Source organism: Petrotoga sp. SL27, from assembly GCF_002924605.1.
In the GTDB taxonomy this organism is placed as follows: Bacteria; Thermotogota; Thermotogae; order Petrotogales; family Petrotogaceae; genus Petrotoga; species Petrotoga sibirica.
In genome coordinates, this window is sequence record NZ_JAIP01000023.1 from 16,725 (window position 1) to 31,621 (window position 14,897).

Genomic DNA, 14,897 nt, shown 5'->3' on the forward strand with positions numbered 1-14,897 from the left:
AATATCGCTGGTTTTTTCGACCAGCGATATTTTTATTTAATATTTCTTTTTAAGACTATAATTTCTAATTTATCCGAAGCATCTTCAGCTCTATCAGCAATATCTCCAATTTGTAAAAAAAGATCTTTTAACTGCAATTTTTCGGATAATTCAAGATTATCTATTTCAAACAATCTTCTTATTAAATCTTTCTCTAAGACATCTTCTTCATGTTCGTGTAATTCAACTTTTTGAATATATTCACTACTTTTTTCTATATTCTCGAATACGTTTTCTATAGACTTTTTCAAAGACTTATAAGTTTTTTTTACCAATCCACTTTGTTTTAAAAAATCTTCTCTAAAATCCTCGGGTATTTTTGGTTTTTGAAAAACTAAGATTTCTGAAACAGTTTGTGTTTTATTCATGACCTTATCAACGGCTTCTATTAATTCTAAAAGCTCTCCCCTAAAATTAGGCAAAAAAGCTCCTTGGTACATTTCACTTTCGGTTTTTCTTCTTAATGTGTCAGCTTCGCTTTCTATATTTGATATTTGTTTTGATAATTCTACAGATTTTTCCATATCGTTCGTTACATATAATTCTATTAATTCTGTAAGTGAGTTTACTCCTTCTTCAACCTTTTCAAGATGTTTAGAAAAAAGTTTTATAACTTTTTCTTCCTTTTTTCCAAAAAAAAGTTTCATGGCGTACCTCCTCGTATAGCTTCACAATTTACAGTTTTAAGAAACTCTCAAAACCTACTTTAATAAACCTTCTCCCTACTACCCATACGAGAATTTAATGGTTGTTTTCTTCTTTTAGTACTTTTGCGCATCTTGGACAAACACCAGGAAAATCAGGGTCTTTGTCTGTATTAGGATCTACTTTCCAACATCTTTCACATTTCATCCCTTCTGCTTTGGTGACTTTAATTTTTGCATATCTTCCTTCAAATCCATTATTGACATTACCAAATTCAAATTGAGACACAATAAATAGATCAGCTATCGCGTTATTATCGTATTGACATAGGATTTGCTTTAAGTTTTCATTGGTTGGCTGAACAATAATCTTAGCATCCAGAGAATTCCCCAACAATTTTTCTTTTCTTTTCTCTTCAAGAGCTTTTAAAACATCTTCTCTCAAACCAAAAATTTTATCCCACTTTTCTTCTAATTCTTCATTGAGAAAATCTTCTTTGTATTTGGGCCATAGTTCAGCGAAAATGGTTTCATGTTTATTTGTATAATTGAGATGATCGTAAACTTCTTCCGCTGTGAAAGGTAATATAGGTGAGATCATCTTATTTAAAGCTATCACGGTTTCATACAATACAGTTTGAGCCGATCTTCTGAGTTTAGATTTTTTCCCTTCAACGTATATTCTATCTTTTATTATATCCAAGTAAGTAGAACTCATTTCTATAGTGCAAAAGTTGTTTATAAGATAATGTACCTTGTAAAATTCATAGTTATCATAGGCTTTGGTGACATTTTTTATCAAACTATGTAACTTCATCATCGCCCATTGGTCTATTTCTAGCATCTCTTCATAATCCACATAATCTTCGTCTGGGTTAAAATCGTTTATATTGCCTAGCAAAAATCTTATAGTATTTCTAAGTTTACGGTAAGTTTCAACCTGTTGTTCCAAAATATTGTAAGATATTTTTATATCCATTCTGTAATCGGCCGATGCAACCCATAATCTTAAAATGTCCGCTCCATATTTGTTTATAATGTCTTTTGGGTTGACTACATTTCCCAAGGATTTAGACATTTTCTTTCCTTCTTCGTCTTTTATAAAACCATGAGTCAAAACGGATTCATAAGGTGCTATCCCATATTTTGCAACAGATAAGAATATAGAACTTTGAAACCACCCTCGATGTTGATCACTTCCTTCGAGATACAAGTCTACAGGGAATTTTTTTAATTCTTCACGTGAATTTGCAACCGCTTCAAATGAGGATCCGGAATCGATCCAAACGTCTAAAATATCCTCTTCCTTTTTGAAGGTGGAACCACCACATTTAGGGCATTTATAATCATTCGGTAAAAGTTCTTTGGTTTCTTTCTCGAACCACGCATTACTCCCTTCTTTTTTTATAATTTCTATAACATGGTCTAAAATTTGAGTGTCTAAAATTGAATCTCCACAATCCTCACATTTAATAGCTGGTATGGGGATCCCCCATGCACGCTGTCTCGAAATTACCCAGTCAGGTCTCTCTCTCACCATTGAGGATATTCTGTTTTCTCCCCACTTTGGTATCCAATTTACTTTTTTTATCTCTTCCAATACCTTTTCGCGGTAGTTGTTCTTTTCAAGGTCTATAAACCATTGAGGAGTGGCTCTAAAGATAACCGGATTTTTACAACGCCAACAATGTGGATAGGAGTGAGTTATCTTTGCTGAATGAACAAGAAATCCGTTATCTTTTAGATCTTTTATAATTTCTTTGTTTGCTTCCCAAATTTTCAATCCTTTATATTTTCCAGCTTCTTCGGTAAAATATCCCTGACTATCTACTGGAGAGATTACCTGAAGATTGTACTTTGTACCCGTCATATAATCCTCCATACCGTGTCCTGGTGCAGTGTGAACACATCCAGTTCCTTCTTCCAAAGTAACGTAAACTGCAAGTACTAGAAGGCTGTCTCTCTCTATAAAAGGATGTCTAGCTTTTTTCCCATCTAACGTGGATCCTTTAAATGTATCGATTATTTTATAATCATCTATTCTGGCTTCTTCCATGGTTTTATCAACCAATTCTTTAGCCATTATCCAATATTCGTTACCAACTTCAACTTTTGCGTAATCAAAATTAGGGTGAACAGCAATTGCTACGTTTGCGGGTAAAGTCCATGGTGTTGTTGTCCATATGATCATGTATGTATTATCTTTACCAACAAGAGGAAACTTTACATAAATTGAATCCGAGGTATGATCGTGGTATTCAACTTCCGCTTCTGCTAGAGCTGTTTGACATTCTGTACACCAATATATAGGTTTTGTGCCTTTATAGATGTTACCTGCATCGACTATAGAACGAAGGATTTCTAAGACCTTGGCTTCATATTCGGGATTCAGAGTTAAATAGGGTTTTTCCCAAAAACCTATTATTCCTAACCGTTTAAAGCTTTCCCGTTGAATATCTACGAACTTCATGGCATAATCTTCGCATAATTTTCTTATTTCTAACTTACTCAACTTACTTGCCTTGTCTCCAAGTTTAGTAGCTACATTATGTTCTATTGGAAGACCATGTGTATCCCATCCAGGAATATAGGGTGCATCAAAACCTCTCAATGTTTTGTATTTTAAGACTATATCTTTTAAAACCTTATTAAGAGCGGTTCCCATATGAATGTCTCCATTGGCATACGGGGGACCATCATGTAAAACGAACTTTTTTCCCCCCATTCTTTTGTTCCTGAGATAGTAAGCAATATTTAAATTATCCCATTTTTGAAGAATCTGAGGCTCTTTTTCTTTCAGATTTGCTTTCATCTTGAATGATGTTTTGGGTAGATTGATTGTATCTTTGTAATCCAAAATGTGCACCTCCGATAAAATATTATTGAATTTTTAGAAGATTTTCGATAGTATCTTTTATTTCTGTTAAATCCATTGATTTTACTACGTAAGCATCTGCTGCCCAAGATGCCATCTCACTTTTATAATGTGAATAAGCTGTGAGAAATATTATTTTTTTGTTTGGGTACCTTTTTCTGATTTCACTTGCAAGTTCTAAACCATTTACATCTGGCATTTCAATATCGGTACATATGATATCTATATCTTTATCGCTTTCCAAAGTTTCTAGTGCATCTTTTGCATTGCTTACTGCAGTAACTTCATAACCAGCTTCTTCCAATTCTTCTTTTGTTAAAGTTCTTATGTTCTCTTCATCATCTACTATTAGTACTTTAGACAAATTAACCCCTCCTAAAAAGTTTTATCTATGCTATCTCTATCTCAAGAAACTCTAAAATCTGTTTTAGCGTCCCTTCGCCCAAACGTTAAGGGGTAAATCCTTAAGATCCCCAAGTTCAACGTCAGAATCATTTAAAGACCTACTTTGCATAATCCAGCAAACCATAAAGACTAAATTATATAATATTTAGTCGTTACTTGTTGGAATTTCAAATTTGAAAGAAGTGCCAGTGTTGTCAGATTTTACCAAATAAATTTTACCTTTGTGTTCTTCTTCTATTATTTTTTTACAAATAGCTAAACCTAATCCTGTACCGTTACTTTTTGTTGTAAGGAAAGGAGTGAATAATTTTTCCTTAATCTCGAGAGGGATGGGTGGCCCATCATTGGTTATTTCAAAAAAAACTTTATTTTCATCAGTATACCCTACTTTTATATCAATTTTTCCATTGTTATTAACATTTTCTAAAGCGTTTTTTATTAAATTCATTAATACTTGTTTTATTTTATCTTTATCGACTTTTATTAAAACCTCTTTTTTTAACCAATCTGTGTTCACCATAACGCGTTTTTGTTGAATGAAATCTTCATACATCAACATTATTCCACGTAGAATTTCGATGAAATTGACTTCTTCAATCTGATTAATTTTACCTCCCCTAGAGTATTCTAAGATTTCATTTACTATATGTTCGAGCCTGGAAAGTTCTTCTTTAATAATTTGAGTGTACTTTTGAATATCATCCATTTTGTTCATTTTGGCTATTCTGTTTAAAAATCCACCGATAACCGTAATAGGATTTCTCACTTCATGAGCTATTCTGGCAGTCACTTCTCCCATTGCAGCAAGTCTTTCTCGCTTTTCCATTTCTTTTTGAAGGTTGTAAAGTTCAGTCACATCATCAAAAACAATTATAACACCTTCGATCACACCTAAATCTTCATTTCTCAAAGGGGATAACTGAATATCAAAAATTTTCTTCGTATTGGAAAGTTTTACTTCATAATTTTTTAATTTTATATTATTTCTGGTTTCATATATGACTTTAATTTTTTCGATTATTTCTTCCCCAATAATATCTTTTATATCTTGAATAGGTGACCCTATCATGGTTTCTCTTGGCCGGGAGAAAAAATTTTCTGCTTGTCTGTTCCATTCGTTTATTTTTCCACTTCTATCAACCACAACAATCGCAACAGCTAAATTTTGTAATATATTGTTTTTAAATCTCCTATAGTAATCCATCAAATCTTTCTGTTCTTCTAACCGCAGAGTTTTTTCTTTTAATTCTTGATAATTTTCTATCATTTCTAAAGCTAATCCCATATTATCTTTAAATAGTTTTACAATTTCAGTTTCTATATTGGTGATAGGCTTTTTGTTTATTTTGTTATCAACTATTACTACACCCTTAGTTTCAACCATTCCAGCAACTGGAAAAATGAGAAACTCATTTATTTTTACTATATCATAAATATCCTCCAAATCTTCCCATTTAATTTCCAACATTTGAGGAACGATATGTAACACCTGTTTTTTTTCAACAACTCTTTCTAATATAGGGTGCCCTTTATAGGCTAAAACTTTGTTTTGTAAACTAAGAATTAGTTTATTATTAGTGGGTATTTTTATGGCTTCCTCTTTCAGGTATTGAACAACATTTCCATATTTTAAAGCCCTAATGTTAGCTTCTTTCCAGATTTCGTTAGCATCTTCTTCTGTATCGGGACCAACCCATATTTTCGGAACAAGAAAACCCCTAACCTTGTCTTTTTCTAAATAAAGAGCTCTGTTAAATTTAAGACCTCTTCCAGAAGTTAATCCTAAGAGCATTATTTTTATTGCTGAATTTTTATCGTAAACGGACCTAACGGCTTGAGATATCTTATCCAATGCATTCAGCATATCTAAGTGTTCTTTTTGTTTTTCAATAAGTTGCTCATAATTCTCTTTCAATTCAGTCAACTTACTGACTTCATTTTGAAGCTTATTGTATAGGTTTATTCTGTGAATAGAAAAAGCTAATCTTTTGGCGGCATCTGAGAAAACGTGGAAGTCTGCTTCGTCAAAGTTTTTGTAAGTTCTAAATGAGTCTTTTTCTTCTCTGTTATAAACACTTAAAACACCATAAACTTCATTATTTTGTTCTATAACAGCATAAATAGAAGATTTGAGATCTAAATTAAAAGGGATAAAATAATTTTGAAAATTTTCTCGTCCAATAACCATAAAACTTCTTCTCTCTTTTATAGTTTTACCTTCAAGAGTATTTTCTAAAGAAATCTTTTGATTTATGATTAATTTCTCGTCTATTCCCAGCATGTATTTGATTTCAAGATTATCCCCTTGAAGTTCCCAGAAAACTATACTTTCTGCATGAAGTGAATCTTTTAAAAGGTTTAAAACATTTTCTATTATTACCTCTTTTTGTGTAACTTCTTCTATAACGTCGGTGAGTTCTTCCATCAAAATTACTTTGTCTTCCAAATCCTTAATTCTTAGTTTTTCTATAATCAAGTTAATCAATGCCACGTAATAATAAAATTGTTGGTCGAAAGTATCTTTATCGATTTTATTATCAAATAATCCAACTGCTCCAATTAGGGATTCTTCGGAAAATATTGGATACAAAAATAATATTTTTTTTTCGTTTCCATTTGAACTTCCGGGTAAAGTATCGTCTTTCAGATTTACAGGTACGACTTCATTTGAAAAAATCTTACTTTTCAACTCTTCGTTTCCGCGTATATATATTTTTACCTTCTCTAACTTATCAATTGTTGAAGCTAAAGCTTTAAAAACCTCTCTGCTTGATTGATAGATAAACATAATGTTGTCTTTCCCAGTTGTTTCTTTTAATTGGGAAGAGACTTCTTTAAAAGTTGATTTTAAAATATTTTGAGGGTCATCGTTATATATAATATTTAAAATATTGTTCATCATTCCGTCCACGCTCCGATGTTTTATCTTTTTCAATTTAATTATAACACTAAAATGCTAAAAAATGGGATAAAAATATATTGTGAATTCAATAATGGAATAATTGCCTAATGATAAGTGATCTATGTATTAGGCAATTTTATAAAAGAAATTGAATTAAAACATAAATTTAAAATTTTTTCTTGACATTTTACATTGAAAAGGATATAATGAAAATAGAATTAGCAAATAAAAGTAACGAGTGATAAAATACTTTATTACGTAAAGAACAAATTCCCTAGAAGGGATCTATGGATGGAGGTGGCATTATGAGATTCAATCCTAATGATTTCACCGAAAAATCTTTGAAAGCATTTCAAGAAGCCCAGAATGTTCTAGCTTATTCAGGTGGGAATATTCTTAAACCCGAGCATTTACTATTGGCAATTTTAAATGTTGACGATGAAAATGTGAAAAAAATTTTTGAAGGTGCAAATATTAATTCAGTAAAAATAAAACTCGAAGAAGCTTTATCTGAAGAAATGGGAGTCTATTACTCCATGTCTTATGGTGGACAACAAGGCATATATTTATCAACTAGTTTGGCAAACGCTTTACAAATAGCTAAATCCGAAGCCGTTAGTATGGGATTTAAAAAAATTCCTTTATTAGCTCTATTATTAGGAGTTTTGATGGAGGGTACATCTTACGCATCAAAATTATTGTCCGCTTATACTTCAGAGGCTTTAATTAGAAAACGTCTACAAGAAATGTTAGAAAACGGAGACGAAGAAATAGAATCAGGTGTGGGAGATCCTTTGAAAAAGTTTACTGTTGATTTAACTAAAGAGGCTAAAAAAGGAAAGCTTACACCCGTCATAGGAAGGGAAAAAGAGATAAACAGAATGATTGAAATATTATCTCGAAAGTCCAAGAATAATCCAGTTTTAGTAGGAGACGCTGGAGTTGGGAAAACCGCTGTAGTAGAAGGTTTGGCGCAGTTGATAGTGGAAGAAAATCCTTCTTCCTATCTAAAAAATAAGAAAATTTTACAATTAGACATGGCTGCTTTGCTGGCAGGTTCAAAATTTAGAGGTGAGTTTGAAGAGAGACTTAAATCAGTCATCGATACAGTAAAGGAAAAAAGCGATGAAATTATTTTATTTATCGATGAACTGCACAATATAATAGGTGCTGGAGTGGCTGAAGGAAATGCGATGGACGCCGCAAATATTTTAAAACCTGCTTTAGCTAGAGGAGAAATAAAGGTTATTGGAGCAACAACTTATGAAGAATATAAAAAGTACATTGAAAAAGACAAAGCCTTGGCGAGAAGGTTTCAACCAGTGTATGTGCAAGAACCTACCCCTGAGCAGGCTATTGAAATACTTAGAGGCATAAAAGAAACTTATGAAAAACATCATAAGGTTGAAATTTTGGATGAAGCTTTAATTGCAGCAGTAAAACTTTCCCATAGATATATTAACGACAGATTCTTGCCAGATAAAGCTATCGATCTAATAGATGAAGCTTGCGCAAGAGTAAAGTTGAGAAACTCGGCAAAACCTGAAAAAGTTAGAGAACTGGAAAAGAAAATGTCAAAACTAGAGGAAGAGATCAATAAGCTAACTTTAGAGGAAAAATATGAAGAGGCCTCCCAAAAAAAGGCGGAGTATTTTGACCTTCAAAAGGAATTAGAAAAAGCACAAAAAGCTGCAAAGCACGTACAAAGTGAAATAAGCGATGTAGTAGATGAAGATATAATAGCCTCTTTGGTACAAGAATGGACTGGAATCCCTGTTACACGAATGGTTGAAGATGAAAAGAAAAGACTTGCCAACCTTGAAAACGAAATACACAAAAGACTCGTTGACCAAGATGAAGCGGTTAAAACTGTTGCAGATCATATTAAAAAGGCTAGAGCAGGTTTGAAAGATCCTAAGAAGCCAGTTGGTTCTTTCTTGTTTCTTGGCCCAACCGGTGTTGGAAAAACCGAATTAGCCCGAACATTAGCTGAAATACTCTTTGGAACAGAAGACGCACTCGTGAGAATAGACATGAGCGAATATATGGAAAAATTCAATGTTTCTAGGTTAGTAGGTGCAGCACCAGGTTATGTTGGTTACGAACAAGGTGGACAACTAACAGAGATGATCAGAAGACGACCCTATTCTGTTGTATTATTCGATGAAGTTGAAAAAGCTCATCCCGATGTATTCAACATATTGTTACAGATCTTAGACGATGGTAGGTTAACCGATTCTCAAGGTAGAACCGTCAATTTCAGTAATACCATCATAATACTAACCTCTAACTTAGGTTCAGAGTTCTTAAATAAAACCAAGAAAAATGTTGGTTTTGTAGGAGATACAGAAGAAGAATCTTATAAAAATATGAAGAATGATATAATGGGCCAGGTAAAAATGGTATTTAAACCCGAGTTTATTAACAGGTTGGACGATATCATAGTATTCAAACCTTTGAGTATTTCTCAAATAAAGAGAATAGTCGATATAATGATTTCAAGATTAGAAGAAAGGTTGAAAGAAAAGCATATAAGTATTCAAATAACGGAAGCAGCGAAGGACGTTATAGCCAAAGAAGGATTCGATCCAGTTTATGGAGCTAGACCTTTGAGAAGAGTTATAGAAAGAAAAATAGAGTCTCCTTTGGCAACTATGATCATTGAAGATACTATTAAAGAAGGAGATACGGTTATAGTTGACTCAAAAGATGGTGAAAATTTAGAAATAAGAAAAGCTGGAGGAGAATTATTAAAAAAGCGGGATTAACATCCCGCATTTTTATTCTTCGAGTAGTTCAAAATCCTCTTTAGCAGCGCCACAAACTGGGCAAGTCCAATCATTGGGCAAATCTTCGAATGAGGTTCCTGATTTTATGTCGTTATCAGGATCACCTGCTTCTGGATCGTATATATATCCGCAAATCATACACCTGTATTTTTTCATTTTTTATCAGCTCCTATTTAGTATTTTCAAAAATCAACCTACAGAAACCTTTTTAGTGTTTTCCCAAAGGCCATGAATATTGCAATGAGAGAGGGCAATCAATGTTCCTGATTTAGTTAACTTAATTTTTGCTTTTACGTGAGGTTCCCCCACTACAGGACCGAAGATATATCTGCCTACATGTACAGTATTTGGATCATCATTGTGTTGTAAAAAGAGATCTATCCATTCAATATGGTGCTCTACAGTGTTTGGATGTTTAATCTCTTTGCCAATTTGTACATCTACTTCAAACTCTTCGTTAGGTTGGACTTTGTCTGGACAATCGATTGTAGGGACATGTTTTTCATTTTTGAAATCATTAATCTTAATAACATCACCTAACACAAAGAATCATCTCCTTTCTAAAAAATCAATTTAGAATTCTACAAATTTGCTTCTCGGGGCTCTGCAAACAGGACATTTTTCTGGTGCTTCTCCTTCTACAGTATATCCACAGACATCACATATGAAGATTTTATCGACTTCAACATCTTTACCCTGATCTGCAACCTTCTTTGCGTTTTTATACCACTCAGCGTGTATTTTTTCCGCTTCCAAGGCAAAATGAGTTGTCCTTATTGCCTCGTTTTCTTCTTGAAAGTTAGCTGCGTTGTTGTATACAGGATACATTTCTTCAACTTCAAATGTTTCACCATCTATACATTGTTGAAGGTTATCTTCTGTTGATCCAAGATAACCCAAGGCTCTGTAGTGGTTTCTCGCATGAACAAACTCTGCGTGAGCAATAGCTTTCCACATTCTTGCAAGGTTTTTAAACCCTTTTTCTTCCGCCTCAACAGAAAAAATCAAATACTTCATATGAGCTTTGGATTCACCACAAAATGCATCCTCCAAAAACTGCCTGGTCATTTGTCTTTCTACCAACGTTATCTACCCCCTTAATTAAAATTATTGCTATCTTTCGAAATTCTCAAATGTTTTAAATGCACGATCTAAAGTAAATTATAACATGAAAGTTTTAAAATAAGATGAAAAAATTACATAATTTTGAAATAAAAGATCAATTCTTATTAGATAGGCTTTCTTTAAGTGAAGAGATAAATCTTTCTACCTCTTAAATGTAGTATTTATAATGACTTTAGAAACTCTAAAACTAGATTTATCGCCCCTTCGCCCGGACGTTAAGGGGTAAACCCCTTAAGAACCCTATAATCAATTTCAAAGTCAAAATCATTTAAAGACCTACTTTGCATAATACAGCAAACTAGAACTATAAAAGTTCTTTATCTTTTTGTAGTTAAATTATGCCATATTTTTTCTAGTTATTTAATTATTAAAAATACGGGACAAGTAATTTGTATATTTGAGAAATGCACCAATCAACTAATTGATCGGTTAATAAGTTTGAGCAAAGCTTATTTATTGTACGAAACACCTTTGAACTCAATAAGATTGTGTTATAATACTTAAAAAGATTTAAAAAACACCTTTTTTTTCCAAAGGAGGTAATTAAGAATAATGGCTACGAATAATGTTGAAGACTTAGAGCAGAGAATAAAACTATTAGAAGAACAAAATAAAGAAAACAGAGAAACTTTGGATGATCTACTTTTTCAAAATTCCAAAATGAAAGAAAAATTAAATAAAATATGGCATAATTTGAAGATCATGTTTTGGTTATCTTTTGGTTTAGTTTCTTGTTTGATATTAATTTTTACCACAACACCACCCGTGGTAATCGGTTTATGGATCATCTTTGGAGTTATTTTGTTTACTGTATTAGTCTTTTATTTTTACTTTAAATTTGCTTTCAATAAATTTGAATAAGGAGTGATTTTTTTGACTAGAGAAGAAGCTCTTGAGTTACTAAAACAAAACTTAAAAACGGATAATTTGTACACTCATTCCCTTGCCGTGGGAGCCATTATGAAGGAGTTAGCAAAACATCTAAACAAAGATGAACAAAAATGGGAAATCACCGGTTTACTACACGATTTGGATTACGAAGAAACGAAAGATGATCCAGATAAACATGCGTTAAAAACTGTTGAAATGCTTGGAGACAAAGTTGATCAAGATGTAAAAGACGCTATATTGGCACATAATGAAAAAAAAGAGTTGGGACAAGATATTGAGGTTGCTCTATATGCTGCAGATCAACTTTCCGGGCTTATCTTTGCCGCTGTCTTAGTAAGGCCAAATAAAGATATAACTGAATTATCAGTTAAATCGTTGAAAAAGAAGTTCAAAGATAATGCTTTTGCAAGAGGAGCTGATAGAGAAAAAATAAAAGAAATAACTAGACTGAATATCGAATTAGACGATTTCTTCAAAATAGCCATTGATGGTATGGCTCGAATAAAAGATGAATTGAACTTAGTTTGATAAACACATTAATCGTTTTCATTATTTTTATTATTTACATCTTTCGATTCATTTTCAAGTTCGGTGATTCGTAGGTTCATAAATGTGAAGAATGAAATTGAAATAACACCAAAAGTGGCAAAAAGCCAGGTAACTAGAGAAAACCAAAAGAGTTTTGTAAACCAAAAAAAGAAAAATAAAAGTACTCCAACAGAAATGAAAAAATAATAAATAAGAAACCTAACGATTCGTTTTTTATTATCATTCATGTTTAAACCTCCTAATAAAAAGGGTGATGAAAAAGTGGAGTCTCTTTTAAGCATTCTACCTCAGCCTTTTTACAATAAAATAACAAAACTTTGGAATGAATTGGAAAAGAATTTTAATGTTAATTGGGTAAAAAATAATGTTCCCTTTCCCCATATAACTTGGAGTGTTGCTGAAGAGTATAAAGTTAACGATTTAAACAAGTTACTCAAAAAGGCAACCAAAGAATTGGATTCCTTAACCATAAAAACGGAAGGTGTAGCCTTATTTACCGGCAAAAAATTAACCTTGTACATCCCTGTAAAACCGACAAAGGAAATCTTAAACTTTCACGAATACCTTTGGAATTTGGTCAACGTAAATGAGTCAAAGTTAAACGAATATTATTCCCCAGATAATTGGTTTCCACATATAACTTTAGCTGTAGAAGATATTAATAAGGAAAACGTTGGACAAGTTACAAGCTATTTGTCTGATAAAAAGTTAAAGTTTCAAATAAAGTTGGAATCTCTTTCCCTTGTTCACAGAGAATTAGGGAAAAAGGTAGAAATTGACGAAACTTTTGGAATCCCGAAAAGGCGCAAAAGGAAAAAGTAAAATTATTTATTAATTCTGCCAGACTTCTCGATAATTACAATTACAAAAGCTCCAATTAAACCAAATATTAAAAAGCTAACAAAGTTATCTATTTTTGAAATGGGAGCCCTCAATCCTCCAACCATCAGTCCTATCAAAAAAAACATTGTAGCGAGGTAGAACTTATCTAATACCCATTTCAGTAGTTTGCTCATAGAACCCAATCCCAGCACAATACCTAAAACAAAGATTATCAGCACAGAGAAATCAAAATCATTAACTGCTTTTACTATGTATGAATACTGATTCAAAAGTAATAGAACGTAGGCACCGGAAATTCCCGGAAGGATCATGGCAGAAATAGCCAAAAATCCTGAAGAAAAAATTATTAAAAAACCGTGTTGCTCTAATAAAAACTTTGCCCCTGAAATATAGAAGGCAACTAAAAAACCAATAGCGGCTGAAATGAAAAAGGAAACGTATTTAGATTTTTGCGTATTTTTGAAATCAACATTTTTAAAAAGATCCGAACCTAAAAAAAAGATACTACCGATAATTAAACCTGAAAAGAAAGAAAAGACACTTGTTTGATAGTTGTTTATTAAAAAGTTTATAAATCCTAAGGTTGTGAATATTCCAAGAAAAACGCCTATGTACAACATGATTAGAAATCTAAGTTCCCGACTTTTTGATAAAGTTTCGAATTTGAATAGATTGGAAAAAACAAAAGACCAAGCGGATATGAAATTCTGATAAATGCCGAGTATCAAAGCTATTGTAGCCCCTGAAACCCCGGGGATAGAATCAGAAATACCCATGAAAACACCATACAACGGAATTAAAAGATTTTTTTTCTTCATAAATACCTCCATTCAATAAATTTCATTATAAAAAAACCCGCATAAAGCGGGATAAGTTGGGGATTTTATTGGGGGTTATTGTCTTCTAAAACTATTATATGCAAAGAATCTTAAAGCATCCTTAAAATATTTAAAAATGGTTCTAATCCTTCTTTGTTGATGTTAATCCCCATTTCTATCCCTGTTTTGTTTGTTCCATGATAATCCGAACCCGCGGTTATAAACAAATCATACTTTTTGGCAAGTGCTTTATACCTTTTGATCATTTCTTTGGTGTGCAATGAGTAGTAAGCTTCTATGCCATCTAACCCATAATCTACTAACTCTCTGATCAGATTGTCTAGATTTTGTTCATCAACTTTTGTTTGATAAGGATGCGCTAAAACAACTACACCTCCAGCTTCCTTAATTAACAATATTGCATCTTTTGGCTCCAACCTTTTTTTATCTAAGTAAAGAGGTGCACCTTTATTTAAATACTTATCGAAAGCCTCTTGTTTGTTAATTACATAATTTTTCTTCACCATTAAAGAAGCAAAATGAGGCCTACCAATCAATTCTCCACCTGCTTCTTGTTTTAATTCTTCAAGGGTAATTTGAAACCCAAATTTTTGCATGTTTTCGATCATTAAAACGTTTCTTTTTTTTCTGTACTCTTGAAGATCTTCTAAAACCTTATTTAGCCTCTCGTTTTTGATATCAAAGCCATATCCTAAAAGGTGAAGAGTGGTTGGGAATTCTGCGCTTATCTCTATTCCAGGAACAAACTTTAATTTTTTTAAATTTGTAAAATTTTCAAGGGCTTTGATTCCATCAAGGGTATCATGATCGCAGATAGATAGATATTCTATATCATTTTCTAAGGCTAGATTCAATAATTCATAAGGAGTATCAGTCCCGTCGGATCCTGTAGAATGAGTATGAAAATCAACTTTCACTTTTTTCCTCCAATTTTAATTAGAGTTACTGTCTTTAAAAACTCTAAAACTTGTTTTAGCGCCCCTTTGCCTCGCAGCT

Annotated in this window: 14 protein-coding genes; 4 read left to right on the plus strand and 10 right to left on the minus strand. The window is 32.5% G+C overall.

Annotated features, from left to right (window positions below; translation table 11 throughout):
- Nucleotides 1-32: 32 nt before the first annotated feature.
- From AD60_RS08035 to AD60_RS08050, 4 genes are all read right to left on the minus strand, one after another.
- Nucleotides 33-686 carry a TIGR00153 family protein gene (locus AD60_RS08035; RefSeq protein WP_103877245.1) on the minus strand — a complete coding sequence of 218 codons (654 nt, stop codon included), beginning with the start codon at nucleotides 684-686 and terminating at the stop codon, nucleotides 33-35.
- A gap of 94 nt (nucleotides 687-780) precedes the next feature.
- On the minus strand, nucleotides 781-3,540 hold the full coding sequence (ileS, locus tag AD60_RS08040) for an isoleucine--tRNA ligase (protein WP_103877246.1): 2,760 nt from the start codon (nucleotides 3,538-3,540) through the stop codon (nucleotides 781-783).
- A gap of 22 nt (nucleotides 3,541-3,562) precedes the next feature.
- Nucleotides 3,563-3,922 (minus strand): response regulator, encoded by a 360-nt coding sequence (locus AD60_RS08045; RefSeq protein WP_103877247.1) that lies wholly within the window; start codon nucleotides 3,920-3,922, stop codon nucleotides 3,563-3,565.
- 186 nt (nucleotides 3,923-4,108) lie between these two features.
- Entirely contained in the window at nucleotides 4,109-6,865 is a 2,757-nt protein-coding gene (locus AD60_RS08050) for a GAF domain-containing sensor histidine kinase (RefSeq protein WP_103877248.1), read from the minus strand.
- A gap of 305 nt (nucleotides 6,866-7,170) precedes the next feature.
- Between AD60_RS08050 and AD60_RS08055 the strand changes: the two genes are divergently transcribed.
- A complete protein-coding gene (locus AD60_RS08055; RefSeq protein WP_233186867.1) occupies nucleotides 7,171-9,633 on the plus strand; it encodes an ATP-dependent Clp protease ATP-binding subunit in 2,463 nt (820 codons plus the stop codon).
- Nucleotides 9,634-9,645: 12 nt separating this feature from the next.
- Here AD60_RS08055 and rd read toward each other — a convergent pair whose 3' ends face one another.
- From rd to AD60_RS10520, 3 genes are read right to left on the minus strand one after another with little or no spacing between them, the layout of a single operon-like run.
- Nucleotides 9,646-9,810, minus strand: a complete 165-nt coding sequence (gene rd / locus AD60_RS08060; RefSeq protein ID WP_103877250.1) for a rubredoxin — start codon at nucleotides 9,808-9,810, stop codon at nucleotides 9,646-9,648.
- Between the two features lie 33 nt (nucleotides 9,811-9,843).
- Nucleotides 9,844-10,197 (minus strand): class II SORL domain-containing protein, encoded by a 354-nt coding sequence (locus AD60_RS08065; RefSeq protein ID WP_103877251.1) that lies wholly within the window; start codon nucleotides 10,195-10,197, stop codon nucleotides 9,844-9,846.
- A gap of 30 nt (nucleotides 10,198-10,227) precedes the next feature.
- Nucleotides 10,228-10,722 carry a rubrerythrin family protein gene (locus AD60_RS10520; protein WP_103877394.1) on the minus strand — a complete coding sequence of 165 codons (495 nt, stop codon included), beginning with the start codon at nucleotides 10,720-10,722 and terminating at the stop codon, nucleotides 10,228-10,230.
- A 609-nt stretch (nucleotides 10,723-11,331) separates the two neighbouring features.
- Here AD60_RS10520 and AD60_RS08075 point away from each other — a divergent pair.
- Nucleotides 11,332-11,640, plus strand: coding sequence for a bZIP transcription factor (locus tag AD60_RS08075; protein ID WP_103877252.1), 309 nt, complete (start codon nucleotides 11,332-11,334; stop codon nucleotides 11,638-11,640).
- A 3-nt stretch (nucleotides 11,641-11,643) separates the two neighbouring features.
- Nucleotides 11,644-12,198 (plus strand): HD domain-containing protein, encoded by a 555-nt coding sequence (locus AD60_RS08080; protein WP_233186868.1) that lies wholly within the window; start codon nucleotides 11,644-11,646, stop codon nucleotides 12,196-12,198.
- A gap of 8 nt (nucleotides 12,199-12,206) precedes the next feature.
- On the opposite strand, the gene AD60_RS08085 is transcribed toward AD60_RS08080, so the two are convergent.
- Nucleotides 12,207-12,446 (minus strand): hypothetical protein, encoded by a 240-nt coding sequence (locus AD60_RS08085; protein ID WP_103877254.1) that lies wholly within the window; start codon nucleotides 12,444-12,446, stop codon nucleotides 12,207-12,209.
- A gap of 34 nt (nucleotides 12,447-12,480) precedes the next feature.
- Between AD60_RS08085 and AD60_RS08090 the strand changes: the two genes are divergently transcribed.
- Nucleotides 12,481-13,041 carry a 2'-5' RNA ligase family protein gene (locus tag AD60_RS08090; protein WP_158248410.1) on the plus strand — a complete coding sequence of 187 codons (561 nt, stop codon included), beginning with the start codon at nucleotides 12,481-12,483 and terminating at the stop codon, nucleotides 13,039-13,041.
- A 2-nt stretch (nucleotides 13,042-13,043) separates the two neighbouring features.
- Here AD60_RS08090 and AD60_RS08095 read toward each other — a convergent pair whose 3' ends face one another.
- Together AD60_RS08095 and AD60_RS08100 are read right to left on the minus strand one after the other, a co-directional pair.
- Nucleotides 13,044-13,880, minus strand: a complete 837-nt coding sequence (locus AD60_RS08095) for a DUF368 domain-containing protein (RefSeq protein WP_158248411.1) — start codon at nucleotides 13,878-13,880, stop codon at nucleotides 13,044-13,046.
- Nucleotides 13,881-13,990: 110 nt separating this feature from the next.
- On the minus strand, nucleotides 13,991-14,818 hold the full coding sequence (locus tag AD60_RS08100) for a PHP domain-containing protein (RefSeq protein WP_103877257.1): 828 nt from the start codon (nucleotides 14,816-14,818) through the stop codon (nucleotides 13,991-13,993).
- Nucleotides 14,819-14,897 lie beyond the last annotated feature (79 nt).

Excerpts from the sequence above, each read along its gene's own strand:
- rd (WP_103877250.1), bottom strand. The coding sequence starts at position 9,810 with ATGAAAAAATACAGGTGTATGATTTGCGGATATATATACGATCCAGAA.
- AD60_RS08095 (WP_158248411.1), bottom strand. The coding sequence starts at position 13,880 with ATGAAGAAAAAAAATCTTTTAATTCCGTTGTATGGTGTTTTCATGGGT.
- AD60_RS08075 (WP_103877252.1), top strand. The coding sequence starts at position 11,332 with ATGGCTACGAATAATGTTGAAGACTTAGAGCAGAGAATAAAACTATTA.
- AD60_RS08050 (WP_103877248.1), bottom strand. The coding sequence starts at position 6,865 with ATGATGAACAATATTTTAAATATTATATATAACGATGACCCTCAAAAT.
- AD60_RS08035 (WP_103877245.1), bottom strand. The coding sequence starts at position 686 with ATGAAACTTTTTTTTGGAAAAAAGGAAGAAAAAGTTATAAAACTTTTT.
- AD60_RS10520 (WP_103877394.1), bottom strand. The coding sequence starts at position 10,722 with ATGACCAGGCAGTTTTTGGAGGATGCATTTTGTGGTGAATCCAAAGCT.
- AD60_RS08085 (WP_103877254.1), bottom strand. The coding sequence starts at position 12,446 with ATGAATGATAATAAAAAACGAATCGTTAGGTTTCTTATTTATTATTTT.
- AD60_RS08055 (WP_233186867.1), top strand. The coding sequence starts at position 7,171 with ATGAGATTCAATCCTAATGATTTCACCGAAAAATCTTTGAAAGCATTT.